The following is a 14,191-nucleotide window of genomic DNA, read 5'->3' as shown; positions in this document are numbered from 1 at the left end:
CCCCGTGACCACATCACCGACTAACATTCTGATTGTGGAAGACGAGAAAGAGATCCGTCGCTTCGTGCGCACCGCGCTGGAGAGCGAAGGGTTACGGGTGTTTGAAAGTGAAACCTTGCAGCGTGGGCTGATAGAGGCCGGCACGCGCAAGCCGGATCTGATCATTCTTGATTTGGGGTTACCCGATGGCGACGGGCTGGACTACATTCGCGATCTGCGCCAATGGAGCGCCGTGCCGGTGATTGTCCTTTCCGCTCGCCATGCCGAAGAGGACAAGATTGCCGCGCTGGATGCGGGGGCCGATGACTATCTGAGCAAGCCGTTCGGCATTGGTGAACTGCTGGCCCGGGTGCGGGTTGCGCTACGCCGCCACGCCAATAGCCAACAGGAAAGCCCGTTGGTCAGCTTCTCCGATATCACCGTCGATCTGATCAACCGCAGCGTCTTGCGTAACGGTGAAGATCTGCATCTGACGCCCATCGAGTTCCGTTTACTGTCCGAGTTGCTGGCCAACTCCGGTAAGGTGATCACCCAGCGGCAGCTACTCAGCCACGTCTGGGGACCCAATTACGTCGAACACAGCCACTATCTGCGCATTTATATGGGCCATCTGCGGCAAAAGCTGGAAGCCGATCCGGCGCGGCCCAGGCATCTGCTCACTGAGACCGGCGTCGGCTATCGGTTTATGCCTTAATCCTGCGACGATGTGGGCCCCTTTTTCAGACCGATCATAAATTCTTTAAACGAGTCACGCAGTGGCTCAAACAGCGGATGCTTGCGGTTTTCTATCATCACTTCAGAGAACAGCTTGAGCCCGACGGCAAAGGCCGCGCTGTTCTGTTCGCCAAAGTTCAGATCCTCTCGCCCTTGAATGCGCTCAACAATGGCCAGAATATCGTCGTGATTTTCCACCTCAAACACCAACTCCGGCTTGTCGACGGGTTCACCTTTACGGTCTGTCAGGGCTTCTACGGTAATACGGAAACGGTGACCTGGCATCAGTTATCCTCCTGTGGCTGTTTTGGCGATACCATTTCGGCTTCGATAGCTTCCACGGCGGTCAGTAGTGCCTGATTGATACGCCCGACCTGCTCCTGAGACAAATCCGCACGCATCATGTTGCCGCGCAGCAGATAGCGCAGGCGATTCATCACTTCGGAGATCCCTTCGGCCAGATTGCCCTCATGGCGATGGTCACGCCCTGCGCCAGCCAGGCGAGCAAAAATCACTTCGATGGCCGCCTGATGCTTTTGCAGCTCCTGCTTGCCGAGTTCGGTAATTTGGTAGCTCTTACGGCCATTGCCAGCCACCGCGGGTTCCAGGAAGTCTTGCTCTTCCAACAGCGTGAGGGTTGGGTAAATCACGCCTGGGCTTGGCACATACAGGCCGGAAGAAGCCTCTTCGATCGCCTTGATCAGCTCGTAGCCGTGGCTAGGTTTACGCTCTACCAGCGCCAGCAGCACCAAACGCAGATCGCCGTGCTCAAACAGGCGATGACGCCCGCGACCGCCCCGGCCATGTTCTTCACCACCACGGCCGTGTTCCCCGCGGCCAGCAAAATGATGACGGCCGCCACGGCGGTGGTGGCAATGCCCCTCTTCCCGTTGGTCGTGGTGGCGTGCAAATCGATTAAACATCATGGTTGTTACCTCTTGATTGATGATATGAGCATCGACGCATTTAGATATATCTAAACCACGTCGATGGCTCTAATCTAGATCGATATATCTAAATGCGCAAGAGGTAACCTGAAATTAGATATATCTAAATTGCAGGCATAAAAAAAGCGCTGTAAAAACAGCGCCTTTTCATTATCGAAGGAGAGATTACTTGGCTGAAGCTAACACTTCGCTGACGATCTCGACCGCTTCATGCTCGATCTTCTCGCGGTGCTCGGCACCCAGGAAGCTTTCGCAGTAAATCTTGTAAGCCTCTTCGGTACCCGAGGGGCGAGCGGCAAACCAGCCGTTGTCGGTCATCACTTTCAGACCTCCGATGGAAGCGCCGTTACCCGGAGCTGCCGTCAGACGCGCGGTAATAGGATCGCCCGCCAGCGTGCTGGCCTTGACCATTTCCGGTGACAGCTTGGACAACGCCGCTTTCTGCGCGGAGGTTGCCGGAGCCTGGATACGGTTGTAGCTTGGCGCACCGAAGCGTTTGGCCAGATCGTTATAGTGATGCTGCGGGTTTTCACCGGTAACGGCGGTGATCTCGGCCGCCAGCAGACACATGATGATGCCGTCTTTATCGGTAGACCAAGGCGTGCCGTCGAAGCGCAGGAACGAAGCACCGGCGCTCTCTTCGCCGCCGAAACCGAAGCTACCGTCGAACAGGCCGTCAACAAACCATTTGAAGCCGACCGGCACTTCCACCAGCTTGCGGCCCAGATCGGCCACAACGCGGTCAATCATCGCGCTGGAAACCAGCGTTTTACCTACGGCAACGTTGGCACCCCATTGCGGGCGATGCTGGAACAGGTAATTGATGGCAACGGCCAGGTAGTGGTTCGGGTTCATCAGGCCCGCAGGCGTGACGATACCGTGGCGGTCATAGTCAGGATCGTTGGCAAACGCCAGATCGAACTTGTCGCGCAGGGCCAGCAGGCCAGCCATTGCCGATTCGGACGAGCAGTCCATACGGATGATGCCGTCATGGTCCAGATGCATAAAGCGGAAGGTCTGATCGATGGAATCATTCACCAACGTCAGATCCAGCTTATAGTGCTCGGCAATGCGCTGCCAGTAGGCAATACCAGAACCGCCAAGCGGGTCAACGCCCAGTTTCATGCCCGCACGCTGAATGGCTGGCATATCGACGATATCCACCAGCCCTTCCACGTAAGGCTGCACCAGATCCTGCGCATGCAGATGGCCGCCAGTCCAGGCTTTATCCAGCGATTGACGCTGCACGCCCTGCAACTTGAGGCTCAGCAGTTCGTTGGCACGCTTTTCAATCACGGAAGTCAGGTTGGTATCGGCTGGGCCACCGTTTGGCGGGTTATATTTGATGCCGCCGTCTTCAGGTGGGTTATGCGAAGGCGTAATCACGATGCCGTCTGCCTGTGCGCCCCCTTTACGGTTGAAGCACAAGATAGCGTGTGACACGGCAGGGGTTGGCGTAAAGCCGTTGTTTTCCTGCACCACCACGTCAACGCCGTTGGCGGTCAGCACTTCCAGCACGGAAATAAAGGCGGGTTCGGACAGCGCATGGGTGTCTTTACCCACGTAGCAAGGGCCTGTGGTGCCCTGCTGACGACGCACTTCGGCAATGGCCTGAGCGATCGCCAGGATATGTGCTTCGTTAAAGCTCTGACGAAGCGCGCTGCCACGATGCCCTGAGGTACCGAATTTCACCGCATGTGCAGCATTACCGGCCTCTGGTTGCAGCACATAGTACTGCGACGTCAGCTGGGCTACGTTGATCAAATCACTTTGCTGAGCGGGTTGCCCGGCACGTGGGTCATTAGCCATCGACTACTCCCTAAAATGCCAGTACTGTGGCCGGGCAATGAGTCGCTTACGGCCACCGTGACGGGCTGTTCGCTAAATTAGACGGTGCCGCAAACTTTCTCGATCAGTTCCGCTGGGAACTGCATGGCCTGCATGATGTGTTCGATCATGCTGCGTTTACGACCAGTGTTGGTATTGGTGATCACCCAGTAAGGCGTACCTGGCACATGCTTGGGTTTGGTATGCGTTCCGTTGGCCAACAGCGTTTGCTGATCGCCAGCAAAATAGGTACGGGTACGGCCATGCAACGAATCCGTTGCCGCAGCAAAGCCCGCCGCATCGAGGGTGTACAAGGTGGAAAGTACCAGCATAAAACGATTTACAGCTTTGTTCTGTTCGGCATATTCGTCCGACAGTAGCAGCTCGCGCACCGCACGCACGCGATCGCGCGGACGCTGTGCGGCAACAGCAGCCGCTGACGGCTCTGCCTGGCCACTGGCAACCACAGGGGCAGTGCGCACAGGCTGGCCTGCGGTAAACTTCAACATACGCCGTAAAATATCAGACGCACTTTCACCGATATGTTGCGTGTGGCTGGCAATATAGCGGTAAAGTTCTTCGTCGACTTCAATAGTTTTCATCTTTATCCAGTACGTTTTTTCTACTTATGAACCTGAAGCCAATTGGTGCATTCAAGCCATGGGATTATAAGGTTAAAAGCGCGGGTGCGAACACTACAATGTTCTCCCAAACGGCAAAAGCAGACTTTAGCCAACCGCCTTGGCCGCCAACCCCTCACCATACCATGAAATATCGGCAAAATTCTGCGAACAAACCAATATCTCTGCAATCATGATAACCTAACTCATTATCTCAACATCATGAACTTCACCATGAAATTACATTATCAATTACTGGCCGCAGAGGCTGCTACGCCAGCGAGCCTACCAATCTTGCTGATCCACGGTCTGTTCGGTAATCTGGATAATCTGGGCGTGCTGGCGCGCGACCTGAACCAGCAGCATACGGTGATCAAGGTCGATCTGCGCAATCACGGGCTGTCACCGCGCGCGGCGGAGATGACCTACCCGGCGATGGCGCAGGATCTGTTGACGCTGTTAGACGACTTGCAAATCGAGCGAGCCATCGTAATCGGCCACTCAATGGGCGGCAAGGCGGCGATGGCATTGACCGCGCTAGCCCCGGAGCGGATTGAACGGCTGGTGGCGATCGATATCGCCCCGGTGGATTACGACACCCGCCGCCATGACCAGATCTTTACCGCACTGCAAGCCGTCACCGATGCGGGTATCACCCAGCGTCAGCAGGCTGCGCAGCTCATGCGAGCCACGCTGGATGAAGAAGGTGTGATCCAGTTTCTGTTGAAATCTTTCCATGCTGGCAGTTGGCGGTTCAACCTACCGGTGTTGATCGAGCAATATGAGAACATTATCGGCTGGCAAGAGGTTCCACCCTGGCCGCACCCGACGCTGTTTATCCGTGGTGGCCTCTCGCCTTACGTGCAGGATAGCTACCGCGATGACATCGCCCGCCAGTTCCCGCAGGCGCGCGCCTATGTGGTTGCAGGCTCCGGTCACTGGGTCCATGCGGAGAAACCGGACGCCGTATTACGGGCAATCCACCGCTTTATTGACCAGCCCTGAGCTCAAGTGGCGAAAAAACGCGCTAGAGAGAATAGCTTAGCGCGTTTGTAGCTAAGTTAGGCATTGTCGTCGCTCCATCTGCTGGGGTAATATGGCGCGCTATAATTTTGCCACCCTGTCCAGGTGTGAAGCTGCGCTTGGCTGGGGGTGAATTTGGGTTAGGGTTTATTGGCCCGAATTGTGTAAATCGAACCGTCTGGAAGCGTAAACCGCTTTTTGATGCAAACTCCCTTGCAGTAGCGCAACAATGGCAAAAGAACAAACGGATCGCACGACGCTGGATCTGTTCGCAGATGAACGCCGTCCAGGGCGCCCGAAAACCAACCCGCTTTCCCGTGATGAACAGCTTAGAATTAATAAGCGCAATCAGCTACGACGGGACAAAGTGCGTGGATTACGGCGTGTGGAGCTGAAAATCAACGCAGACGCGGTAGATGCTCTTAACAAACTGGCCGACCAGCGCAATATCAGCCGCAGCGAATTGATCGAACAAATGCTGTTGGCTCAACTGGCAGAAGAACAGCCAGAACACTGATCTCTGCTGTCGCATAGGCGGCGCGGCGTTAAGGATGACGCCAGATCGGTTCCACCTCCGCAGAGGCATCGCATAAACGCGATAAAACCTCAGGGCAAATTTCTGGCATGATACGCATTTACGGCTGAGCAAGCCTGCCCTTGGCAGCGCCTCAGGCCGCGTTTACGCAACACATTCATTTGAATTAAAAGGTTATCTTTACTATGGCTCATGTAGGCATTTTCTTTGGCAGCGACACTGGCAATACCGAAAACATTGCCAAGATGATCCAAAAGACGCTTCAGCAAAAATTCGGCAACGACGTGGCAGAAATCCACGACATCGCCAAAAGCAGCAAAGAAGATCTGGCAGCGTTTGATATCCTGCTGCTCGGTATCCCAACCTGGTACTATGGCGAAGCCCAGTGCGACTGGGATGATTTCTTCCCGACGCTGGAAGACATCGACTTTAACGGCAAGCTGGTGGCGCTGTTTGGCTGTGGCGATCAGGAAGACTACGCGGAATATTTCTGCGATGCGATGGGCACCATCCGCGACATCATTGAACCACGCGGTGCGGCCATCGTCGGCCACTGGCCAACCAAAGGCTACCATTTTGAAGCCTCCAAGGGTCTGGCAGACGATGATCACTTTGTCGGGCTGGCCATTGACGAAGATCGTCAACCTGAGCTGACCAACGAACGTGTAGACGCCTGGGTCAAGCAAATCACTGAAGAGCTGAGCCTGGCCGAGATCGTCGGCTAAGCCTCTGCCCCGGCGGATAGGTAACACATAGCAAGGGCGCCGTAGAGCGCGCCCTTCTGTTATCGGCATCACGGATTAGAGCAATAGAAGCTACAAGTTTGTAACTTCCTACCTCGCCACGGTAGACTGAGATATCGGTTTATCCCATCCATCAAAGCTTTGCATGATTACCCTGTAAACGTGCAAAGATATGTTTGTTAACAACCGGCGGTTTCTATTTGCAGCAACCGGTTCTATAATGAGACGCAATTAACGCTTTGTGCCAACCGATGCCATAGGCGAGAACGCCTCAACTTGATTAGCATAGTAACAGGACTGAATCCGCATGACTGATAACAACTCCGCATTGAAGAAGGCTGGCTTAAAAGTCACTCTTCCGCGACTCAAAATCCTGGAAGTCTTGCAGGATCCGGCATGCCATCACGTCAGTGCGGAAGATCTGTACAAAAAACTGATAGATATGGGTGAAGAAATTGGCCTGGCCACGGTATACCGCGTGCTGAACCAGTTTGACGACGCAGGTATTGTGACCCGCCACAATTTTGAAGGTGGCAAGTCGGTTTTCGAACTGACTCAGCAACACCACCACGATCACCTGATTTGCCTGGACTGCGGCAAAGTGATCGAGTTCAGCGACGAATCCATCGAAGTGCGTCAGCGCGATATCGCCAAGCAACACGGTATCAAGCTCACCAACCACAGCCTGTACCTGTACGGCCACTGTGAAACCGGTGATTGCCGCGAGAACGAAACGCTGCACAACAAGAACTGATTCTGGCCAGCCAGAACGCGAAAACCGCCTACACGGCGGTTTTTTTATGCCCGGATGACAGGCAAAAAAATCCCCGGACAGGCCGGGGAAAAATATCCACTCAATTATCACAATTGCAGTTTGCTCTCACCTCGCACTATCTCCGCCCCTCTACCGACACGTAGGTGGGCGGAGTTCTCACTTACGCTTTCACTGGCTCGGCACGGCTGAAGCGTTTGCCATCAGGGCTGATTGCACGGATTTGCACGTCACCCGCTACCGATGGGCGTGCTTTATCGTCATAACGCTGCCACTGTTTACCGCCGTCGGTGGAATATTCAATTCCCAGGCCCGGCAGAGCGATATTCGCCTCCAACTTGCCACCGATGATGCGTGCACCTGGGACCGGCAGGCGATAGCTCACGCCCGCTTTATCCATCTTGGCCAGCTCACGTTGGCCAATCAGGTTGGCAAAGCGCAGCCAGTCCTGATCCAGAGTTTTGGTATCGACCTGATGGGTTTCACCACCTTTGTACTCACGGCCAGCTTTGTAATCCTGCTCCCAGCTGGCGCGGTGCCATGCACGTTCTGCCAGCGACACGGCACGTGGGTAAATCATGTATTCCATCTGCTGGTCGGTACGCACCACTTCGCTCCACAGTTGGGCGGAAAGACCATATGCGCCCGGCCATGGTTTGTCGCTCTTGGCGGTGAAGTGGTTACCGTCACGGTCAACCGAGGTTTCGGCGTTCTGCGGCAGGTTGTTCGGCGCAAAGCTGAAGATCTTCTGCTCGTCGCTGAAACGGGTGCCCCAGTAGTAACCGTGCTCGTCCGGGCTGACTTCATACGGGAAGTCCATGTAGACGTAGTCCGGGTTAGAGATCACCACGTCATAACCCTTGTTCGCCCAGTCATTAGCCGAGTCGAAACCACCCCAGTACAGGGTATCCCAGAAGTTCACCGCCACATGGTTGGTCGCGAAGGCCTTCGAGTCTTTGGCATCTTTCAGGCCGTCCTGCCACGCCTGCATTCTGTCAATGCCGTGCGCTTTAACCAACTGGCTGACTTCCAAACCGAAGTAGCTTGGCAAGTGTTCCATATCTTCCACTTTGCCGTCTTTGATGATGGCCTGACAAACCTGCGATTTGGCCCACGGCTTGTCTTCTTTGCTCAGATCGAGGATGCCCTTGCCCGCTTCCGGGTTTTTCACGTCGGTATAGCCAGCGCCCAGACGGATGTTCTTCGCTTCGTCCCCACCAAAGTGCCAGGTTTTCAGCGGCTGACCGGCCTCTTTGTGCATCTGGGCCACTTCGCCAATCACTTTGTCCACGAAGTTCTTGGAGGAATCCAGGCATGGGTTCAGGTAGCTCTGACGGTTGAAGTACTGTACAGAGGTGGTATTGGAGGTATCGGTCGGATCCACCAGGCGGAACTCGTTGGCCTCTTTCTCTTTCCCTTCGGCCAGCAGCTTCTTGTAGCGAGCTTCCATGGAAGTAATCGCCGCACGGGCGTGCGCCGGCATGTCGATCTCAGGGATCACTTCAATCTGGCGTGCCTGAGCATATTTAACGATGTCGATATAGTCCTGACGGGAGAAGAAGCCACCGTGCGGTGCCGGGCCAGAGCCGTATTGTGGCATCAGGCAGGTGGTCTCGCTCAGGTCATGACAACGCTGGCCGCCCACTTCGGTCAACTCTGGCAGGCCAGGGATCTCAATGCGCCAACCTTCGTCATCCGTCAGGTGGAAGTGGAATTTGTTCAGCTTGTAAGCTGCCATTTGATCCAGCAGGCGCAATACGGCGTCTTTTTGGTGGAAGTTACGCGCCACGTCCAGGAAGATGCCGCGGTATTGGAAGCGCGGTGCATCTTTGGCATCCAGGGTGGCGATCTTCTTGCTGCCATCCGAAGGGATTAACGACAGGATGGATTGCAGACCATAGAACACGCCGGTCTGATCGAAACCAACGATCTCGGCACCTTTCTCGCCAATCTTCAGCTGGTAGGCACCTGGCACGGCCTGATCGCCTTTGAATGCCGCTGGCTTGATATCCGTCTTGATTGGATAACCGTTCGCCTGGCTCTCAATGCCCAGCAAGGCAAAACGCTCGGCTGCTGCATCTGCCGCTGGCTTGGTCAACGCGCTCAGCTCCAGCGCCACGCCTTTGCTCAGGTCAATATCCTTCGCATGGACTTTAACTTCCATCGGGGTTGGGATGATTTGCCCACGCAGCGATGCCATTGGCAACACTTTCAGATCCTGGTTCTTGGTGAAGCGGCTTTCCGGCACCATCAGAATGTTGTTGTCATCCTTGGTACGCTTCCACTGGTCACCGGTGAACGGGGCAACAAACTGGTTAACATCTTCGGTATCGGTATTTGACAGGATCTTCGGCTGAGCATCACCGGAGGTGGCATACCAGCGCGGCAGGAAGTCGGTGCGGAACAGCTGCCAGTATTCAGCGATAATCGGGATTTCCACCGCCTGTTTGGCCGGGAAGCTGGTGAATTTGTCCGTCGGTTCCAGCTTATACAGATCGCCGGTAATGTGGGTGATTTTGAACTGGTCGTTATCAACCTTCAACGTTTGGCGCGGGCTGTGGAAATAGATCGCCCAGTCTTTATCTTTGATTTCCTGATTGCCGTTGGTCAAGGTGATCAGCACCTTGTGGCAGGACGCCCAGTCGGCACCCAGCTTGGCACAGTCCACGCCGTTCTCAGCGGCACGGTTGTCCAACATCTTCAGATTGACCTGCAGCTGGCTGAGTTGATCAACCACCTGCTGGTTGGCCATGGCAGAACCTACGCTGCCCAATAGCCCAACGGTAGCCGTCAGGGCGGCGAGAGCACTCATCTTAAACTTGTTCATCTGCAACCTCTTGCGTAATCAGTTGTTGTTAGCGCGAATTTCTTTCCAAATCTTGCCGCATTTGGCGTCATACGCCTGGCCATTGCCGGTATGGGCAGCCTGGATGCAGCTTTGGTAATCCAGCACCCGCACGGTTTCCTGCTCAGCGAACTGTTGGTGCTGTTTCTCCTGCTTCAACACGTTCAGCACCGCCTGGCAGGCCTGCAATTTCTCTGGTGAACCTTCCGCGGTATTGATACAGGCGCTGTAGGCCTGGCGCAGCTTGACATCTTCCGGTGGCGCGGCCGATTGCGAGCAGGCGCTAAGCCCGGCAACCGCGACCATAATCAGCATCAGTTTTTTCATGGTTAAAGTCCTGTGGCATTTCCCCGGCAGCCTGGCCACCGGGGAGCGCATTAGAAGATGGTGAACGGTGCGATAACGATGAATTTGACGTCTTTCTCGTCCTGGAAGATGTTGCCGTAACCGCCGCCCCAGCTTGGAATATCGGAATGGTTGTCATACTGCGTGAAGTGCAGTTTGAACAGAGTGCCTTTGGCGCGACCGTCCTGCATGGTGTACATCGCATCCAGGCTGTAAGCGCTCTCTCTCAGGCGCTGGCTCTGATCGTAAATCGGGTTGGTGCTTGGCTTGGCGTCCCAGGCGTAAACGTAGGAAGCGCCGACGGCCATGCCAGGCAGGTTCCAGTTGCTCAGGTCATACATCACGCCACCGAACACGGCTTTTTCGCCGTTGGCGTTAAAGTCGGAGCGGTTATCCCACCAGATATCGAGGCGGCCGTTTGAGGAGGCGTAAGTCGGGGTCATACGCTGCAGGAAGAAGCCTTGGTTACCTTCCGCCTTGACCATGGTGCCTTCCAGGCGCCAGTTGAACTGGCCGGTGGTATAACCGAAGGTCAGCGCCTGCAACCATGCCAGACCATCATAGATGCTGTTCGGATCGCTATTGTCACCGATACGATCTTCAGCACCGTAGAACTGGTAGCTGGTAGTCATCGGGTTACCGGCCAGGTCAAACTTGTAAGATGCCTTGGTGAAATACTGATTCACGTAGCCTTGCGCCTGGCCAAATGCGGCTTCCAGCACCAGATCGTTTTTGAAATCGTATTTGGCACCCAGTGAGTGCAGGTAGGAAACGTCGGTCTTGCGATCGTTCTGACGGAAGTCGTCCATCTCGATGTGCCAAGGCGCTTTGTACTTGTTGGTCCACATGTAGGAGAAACTCAACGCACCTGAATCGCCATAGTCAAAGTTGGCACCGGCTTCAGCACCCTGGTAGGTACCCGGCATAAAGCTCCAGTGCGGGGCCAGCAACGTTTGCCCGGTTGGCTGGATATAACCGGCACGCGCCCAGACCGGGCCGTACTTGAACTTACCGGCCGCTTTATACAGGCTGATACCGCTTTTATCGCCTGAGTAATCTTCGTCATAGGTACGGTTACGGCTGGAGAACGCGATTTCGTTCGGGTGGCCACTCTCGCTGGATTCTGCCATTTCGATGGCGGTGAACGCCGCCACATCGATGCCAAACATGTCCGCCGCATAGCCGGAGTTGAAATCCAGGTTGGCGTTCCAGGTGGAGTGAGAGAGGTTGGTTTTAAAATCACCGGTTTCAACGTCTTTGCGATCGCGTTGACGTTGCCAGTAATAGACCCCACCGGTCAGCGTAGAATCGTCGATAAACCCTTCGGCTTGCGCTTCTGGGGCCATGACGAATCCGCTTCCTAATATTGCACCCGCGACTGCGAGCGCCAGCGTTTTACGCTGAGCACCGTGCGTACCCATAAGAAAATTCCTCTTTGACTTTGACTTTAAAGTGCGCCCGCCTGCGTTCACCACTGCCCTGCACGGTCGCTAATAAAAAAACCCTAATAGGGTAAAATTGTGCCGGATGATAAAATTCACCTCGGCCTTGATACTGTAGCTAGACTATTTTTCGCGACGCGAATTATCAAATGAAAAATGAGAGAGATTTGTCAAAGTATGACAAGGTGCACACATTGATGATAATTCGTTACAATAATGAGCAAGGTCACTATTTATAAAAAATTACCAATAAAATCATATAATAAAAGCTTAAAAAAGCTAATCCCCTGTGGATTGAAAGGTTTCAGCAAGCGGAATACGCCGATTGGCGCCAAAAATGAGAGCGCTCTACAAATGATATTAATTCGCATCGCGAATATATAAGTCGAGATGATGAAAAATGATACGCGGTGACAACCAAGTTAATTCTTAGAAAAAAACAAGCGTGATCACCGCTAACACCAACGCAAGGGAGGGTTGGTTTTAGGGATAAAAAAAGCCGAAACGGACGCAGCATGTACACTGGTTTAGGTGCGGGATTTGTAGGGACGAACATGTTCGTCCCAAGTGGGTCAGGCAGTTAACCCTCCGTCGAGGATCAGGCTCTGTCCTGTCATATAACGACTGTCATCGTCGATCAGAAATACCGCCGCCCTGGCGACTTCGCTGGCCTTGCCCAAACGCCGCAGTGGGATTTGTTTGCGCAGCGCCTTCAGCGCCTCCGGTGGGATCGCGTCTGTCATCTCACTGTGAATGATCCCAGGCAGCAGGCAATTCACTCGGATGTTAAAGCGCGCCACCTCCAACGCCAGTGACTTGGCCAGGCCTATCATCGCCGATTTGCTGGCAGCGTAAGCCGTTTGCCCTACATTGCCCTTGATCCCCGTTACCGAAGACATCAGTACGATGGCACCTTCGCCCTGCCCCATCATGGCTGGCAGCAGGTGGCGGTTCCAGTAGAATACGGCATTGAGGTTAGTGTCCATCACCTGCCGCCAGCGCTCGCTCGTTTGTTGGATGTGCAAACTGTCTTGGGCGATCCCCGCATTATGGATCACAGCCAAAGGCGCTCCGAGGCGGGCCAATAGCTCCGGTGCTGCAAGGTTCACCGCCTGTTCATCACTGCCATCACAAACAACGCTTTCCACCCAGCCAGGCAAACCCGCGCAGGCCTCAATCACCTCGGCTGAGGACGACTGATCGCTACGGCAGGTCAACACCACGTTCCACCGTTTGGCTAACTCTTCCACCAGCGCGCGGCCAATCCCCCGGCTACCGCCGGTCACTAATACCCATTGTCTGGTCATAGGCTTATTTTTGCTGTTCGGCCAGAGATTGGCACAGTTCACCCAGTGTCATATTGGGTTTATCGATAAACATTTCGGCACTCAACGTAGCCCCGAATTCACGCTTGGCCAGCACCATCAGTTCGACGTAATCCAGGCTATCGAGTTTGAGCTGATGCAAGGGCATCTCTGGCGAGAGGTCGTCCATCTCGAGATCTTTGGCATCACAGATCATTTCGCTGACGGTGAGGTAAACTTGTTGGTACTTTTCCATGGTATGTCCTTATGTTGTTAACTGACCAACGGCCAGGTTTTCAAGGTGACTGCCGTTGTTATCAGCGGCTGCGACAGCGTGTTAGCCTGGATCTCCGCCCGTAATACCAGGCCGCTGTGTTTATCCCCCATGATCAGCATGGGCGAAATCTGGTAGTACAGCCGCTCTTCAAGGTGAAAATGGGGATCGGGGGTAAAAAGTTGGGCGCTAAAGTGGGTTTCATGGTGTGTCTGCACCACCGGGATCTGTGCGAACACGTCGAGCAGCGTCTCGGCAGCCAGTTCGGGAAACGCTGCGCTCAGCGTCGCCAGCGTTGCCGGGGATTGCACCAACAGCTGAAATAACAGCGCATCAAAGAACCCCCAGGTCTGAGTGATATCAGAGACCTCTCCGGGAAACAGGCGGGCTAGTGCCATTACTTCAGCAGTCGTTAGCGAGTGTTCCTTCACGCCAGCACTCGATGGCAAGAGTGGGGCCGAAGTCAGCGTGCTGCTAAAACAGCGTTCCTGCGAGGTACTGTCCAGCAGCGCACCGGTCACCGAGCTTCCCTTGCTGGCAATTTGCAACTGATACGACGTCTGGCACAACACTGGCTGGCGCAAACGTGCGCGGAAGGTACAGCCATCCTGATCCTGAGCTGTAGCCAACAGGGCTGTGCTCAGGTGGCGTTTCATATCCAGCATCGCACGCATGCCATGTACGCTCAGTTGCGCCACACCGATCTTGCGCGCCTGTTGCAGGTCAAAATGGATCGGATTGTAATCGCCAGAAAATGCGGCCCAGGCTTCAGCATCTTGCACGCTATAAGTGAGATCCAT

At 54.7% G+C, this 14,191-nt stretch carries 15 protein-coding genes; 5 read left to right on the top strand and 10 right to left on the bottom strand.

The window, feature by feature from the left end; all coding sequences use genetic code 11:
- The first annotated feature begins 4 nt into the window (after positions 1-4).
- Positions 5-694, top strand: coding sequence for a two-component system response regulator KdpE (gene kdpE, locus D9980_RS01625; protein ID WP_024529329.1), 690 nt, complete (start codon positions 5-7; stop codon positions 692-694).
- Here kdpE and D9980_RS01620 read toward each other — a convergent pair.
- The 4 genes from D9980_RS01620 to seqA form a co-directional block, all read right to left on the bottom strand.
- Complete coding sequence (locus D9980_RS01620; RefSeq protein WP_024483166.1) at positions 691-999, bottom strand: DUF3861 domain-containing protein; 309 nt, start codon at positions 997-999, stop codon at positions 691-693. The genes kdpE and D9980_RS01620 overlap by 4 nt on opposite strands.
- A complete protein-coding gene (locus D9980_RS01615) occupies positions 999-1,637 on the bottom strand; it encodes a PadR family transcriptional regulator (RefSeq protein ID WP_024483167.1) in 639 nt (212 codons plus the stop codon). The genes D9980_RS01620 and D9980_RS01615 overlap by 1 nt, the downstream gene beginning before the upstream one ends.
- 189 nt (positions 1,638-1,826) lie before the next feature.
- On the bottom strand, positions 1,827-3,470 hold the full coding sequence (gene pgm, locus D9980_RS01610; RefSeq protein WP_024483168.1) for a phosphoglucomutase (alpha-D-glucose-1,6-bisphosphate-dependent): 1,644 nt from the start codon (positions 3,468-3,470) through the stop codon (positions 1,827-1,829).
- A gap of 77 nt (positions 3,471-3,547) precedes the next feature.
- Entirely contained in the window at positions 3,548-4,090 is a 543-nt protein-coding gene (gene seqA, locus D9980_RS01605) for a replication initiation negative regulator SeqA (RefSeq protein ID WP_121606204.1), read from the bottom strand.
- Positions 4,091-4,330: 240 nt separating this feature from the next.
- Between seqA and ybfF the strand changes: the two genes are divergently transcribed.
- The 4 genes from ybfF to fur all read left to right on the top strand — a co-directional run bounded on the left by ybfF (position 4,331) and on the right by fur (position 7,163).
- Entirely contained in the window at positions 4,331-5,113 is a 783-nt protein-coding gene (gene ybfF / locus D9980_RS01600; RefSeq protein WP_202913972.1) for an esterase, read from the top strand.
- Positions 5,114-5,360: 247 nt separating this feature from the next.
- Positions 5,361-5,648: a LexA regulated protein gene (gene ybfE, locus D9980_RS01595; RefSeq protein WP_021805298.1), complete on the top strand. Its 288-nt coding sequence runs from the start codon at positions 5,361-5,363 to the stop codon at positions 5,646-5,648.
- A gap of 203 nt (positions 5,649-5,851) precedes the next feature.
- Complete coding sequence (fldA, locus tag D9980_RS01590) at positions 5,852-6,391, top strand: flavodoxin FldA (RefSeq protein ID WP_024483171.1); 540 nt, start codon at positions 5,852-5,854, stop codon at positions 6,389-6,391.
- Positions 6,392-6,716: 325 nt separating this feature from the next.
- Entirely contained in the window at positions 6,717-7,163 is a 447-nt protein-coding gene (gene fur, locus D9980_RS01585) for a ferric iron uptake transcriptional regulator (protein ID WP_021805300.1), read from the top strand.
- A 181-nt stretch (positions 7,164-7,344) separates the two neighbouring features.
- On the opposite strand, the gene D9980_RS01580 is transcribed toward fur, so the two are convergent.
- The 6 genes from D9980_RS01580 to D9980_RS01555 form a co-directional block, all read right to left on the bottom strand.
- A complete protein-coding gene (locus tag D9980_RS01580; RefSeq protein ID WP_121606202.1) occupies positions 7,345-10,008 on the bottom strand; it encodes a beta-N-acetylhexosaminidase in 2,664 nt (887 codons plus the stop codon).
- A gap of 18 nt (positions 10,009-10,026) precedes the next feature.
- Entirely contained in the window at positions 10,027-10,353 is a 327-nt protein-coding gene (gene chiQ, locus D9980_RS01575) for a ChiQ/YbfN family lipoprotein (protein ID WP_121606201.1), read from the bottom strand.
- Positions 10,354-10,403: 50 nt separating this feature from the next.
- Complete coding sequence (locus tag D9980_RS01570; RefSeq protein ID WP_121606200.1) at positions 10,404-11,792, bottom strand: OprD family outer membrane porin; 1,389 nt, start codon at positions 11,790-11,792, stop codon at positions 10,404-10,406.
- A 593-nt stretch (positions 11,793-12,385) separates the two neighbouring features.
- Positions 12,386-13,120 carry an SDR family oxidoreductase gene (locus D9980_RS01565; RefSeq protein WP_121606199.1) on the bottom strand — a complete coding sequence of 245 codons (735 nt, stop codon included), beginning with the start codon at positions 13,118-13,120 and terminating at the stop codon, positions 12,386-12,388.
- A gap of 4 nt (positions 13,121-13,124) precedes the next feature.
- Entirely contained in the window at positions 13,125-13,373 is a 249-nt protein-coding gene (locus D9980_RS01560) for an acyl carrier protein (protein ID WP_024529318.1), read from the bottom strand.
- A 17-nt stretch (positions 13,374-13,390) separates the two neighbouring features.
- Positions 13,391-14,191, bottom strand: coding sequence for a MaoC/PaaZ C-terminal domain-containing protein (locus tag D9980_RS01555; protein WP_121606198.1), 801 nt, complete (start codon positions 14,189-14,191; stop codon positions 13,391-13,393).

The sequence above is a fragment of the Serratia sp. 3ACOL1 genome (genome assembly GCF_003668775.1).
Taxonomy (GTDB): Bacteria; Pseudomonadota; Gammaproteobacteria; order Enterobacterales; family Enterobacteriaceae; genus Chania; species Chania fonticola.
The sequence above is the reverse complement of the archived record's forward strand: the minus strand, read 5'-3'. Positions and strand labels throughout refer to the sequence as shown.

Excerpts from the sequence above, each read along its gene's own strand:
- D9980_RS01620 (WP_024483166.1), bottom strand. The coding sequence starts at position 999 with ATGCCAGGTCACCGTTTCCGTATTACCGTAGAAGCCCTGACAGACCGT.
- D9980_RS01615 (WP_024483167.1), bottom strand. The coding sequence starts at position 1,637 with ATGTTTAATCGATTTGCACGCCACCACGACCAACGGGAAGAGGGGCAT.
- pgm (WP_024483168.1), bottom strand. The coding sequence starts at position 3,470 with ATGGCTAATGACCCACGTGCCGGGCAACCCGCTCAGCAAAGTGATTTG.
- seqA (WP_121606204.1), bottom strand. The coding sequence starts at position 4,090 with ATGAAAACTATTGAAGTCGACGAAGAACTTTACCGCTATATTGCCAGC.
- ybfF (WP_202913972.1), top strand. The coding sequence starts at position 4,331 with ATGAACTTCACCATGAAATTACATTATCAATTACTGGCCGCAGAGGCT.
- ybfE (WP_021805298.1), top strand. The coding sequence starts at position 5,361 with ATGGCAAAAGAACAAACGGATCGCACGACGCTGGATCTGTTCGCAGAT.
- fldA (WP_024483171.1), top strand. The coding sequence starts at position 5,852 with ATGGCTCATGTAGGCATTTTCTTTGGCAGCGACACTGGCAATACCGAA.
- fur (WP_021805300.1), top strand. The coding sequence starts at position 6,717 with ATGACTGATAACAACTCCGCATTGAAGAAGGCTGGCTTAAAAGTCACT.
- D9980_RS01580 (WP_121606202.1), bottom strand. The coding sequence starts at position 10,008 with ATGAACAAGTTTAAGATGAGTGCTCTCGCCGCCCTGACGGCTACCGTT.
- chiQ (WP_121606201.1), bottom strand. The coding sequence starts at position 10,353 with ATGAAAAAACTGATGCTGATTATGGTCGCGGTTGCCGGGCTTAGCGCC.
- D9980_RS01570 (WP_121606200.1), bottom strand. The coding sequence starts at position 11,792 with ATGGGTACGCACGGTGCTCAGCGTAAAACGCTGGCGCTCGCAGTCGCG.
- D9980_RS01565 (WP_121606199.1), bottom strand. The coding sequence starts at position 13,120 with ATGACCAGACAATGGGTATTAGTGACCGGCGGTAGCCGGGGGATTGGC.
- D9980_RS01560 (WP_024529318.1), bottom strand. The coding sequence starts at position 13,373 with ATGGAAAAGTACCAACAAGTTTACCTCACCGTCAGCGAAATGATCTGT.
- D9980_RS01555 (WP_121606198.1), bottom strand. The coding sequence starts at position 14,191 with ATGGATCTCACTTATAGCGTGCAAGATGCTGAAGCCTGGGCCGCATTT.